Genomic DNA, 481 nt, shown 5'->3' with positions numbered 1-481 from the left:
GCTGGGCGCGCTTCGTGTTCCGCGGGCAGAAGCCGGAAAACTGGTCGAGCGTGCGCGAGATGCTGGCCGGCTGGGGCGTGAAGGCCTTCTTCCTGCCGCTGATGTTCGTCTACGTGTCGAGCAACGCCGACCACCTGACCGCCTCGCTGACGGCCCTGCAGAGTGCGCCCTACTCGCTGGCGACCTTCCGCTTCCTGTACGAGCTGGCCTTCACCATGGACCTGCTGTTCGGCTCGGTCGGTTATCTCTGCACCTTCCGCATCCTCGACAGCCACGTGCGCACCGTCGAGCCGACCACGCTCGGTTGGGTCGCCGCGCTGATGTGCTATCAGCCGTTCTGGTCGCTGATCTCGAACAACTACATCCGCTACGAAGGCACGCTGTTCTGGGACAACTGGCTGCTGTCCGCGCCGACGCTGCGCGTGATCTGGGGCAGCGCGATCATCCTGTTGCTGATGACCTACGCGCTGTCGACGATCTC

1 pseudogene is annotated in these 481 nt (G+C 64.4%); it reads left to right on the top strand.

The annotated features are described in order from the left end of the window. A pseudogene (locus HWY05_RS37830) lies at positions 1 to 481 on the top strand (hypothetical protein); the annotation flags it as partial.

It is taken from the genome of Paraburkholderia sp. BCC1876 (genome assembly GCF_902833695.1).
Classification (GTDB): Bacteria; Pseudomonadota; Gammaproteobacteria; order Burkholderiales; family Burkholderiaceae; genus Paraburkholderia.
This window is presented reverse-complemented; position numbering and strand designations above follow the sequence as displayed.